This is a genomic window from Xenorhabdus yunnanensis (assembly GCF_028598805.1).
GTDB lineage: Bacteria > Pseudomonadota > Gammaproteobacteria > Enterobacterales > Enterobacteriaceae > Xenorhabdus > Xenorhabdus yunnanensis.
Genome location: NZ_JAQRFI010000339.1, coordinates 1 through 223, shown reverse-complemented (window position 1 = coordinate 223; position 223 = coordinate 1). Strand labels below are relative to the sequence as shown.

The 223-nt window shown below is 36.3% G+C and carries 1 protein-coding gene; it reads right to left on the bottom strand.

Annotated features, from left to right (window positions below; translation table 11 throughout):
- On the bottom strand, positions 1-223 hold a 223-nt coding region (locus PSI23_RS22505), incomplete at both ends, for a DNA methyltransferase (RefSeq protein ID WP_273557100.1).

Sequence of the window (223 nt, the reverse complement as noted above, 5' to 3'; positions counted from 1 at the left end):
CTCATCAGACAATAAATCTCTGGCTAATTTCAGTCTGGGATAAAGCATATTCAGCCAATTGCCACGGAAATTATCTTTATAAACAAAATCCTTACCCGTATTGTAAGGAGGATCGATATAAATCATCTTTATCTTTTTGTGATAAGACTTTTGCAGCAACTTAAGCACTTCAAGGTTGTCGCCTTCAATAAACAGGTTTTCGGTAGTATCCCAGTTAACACTC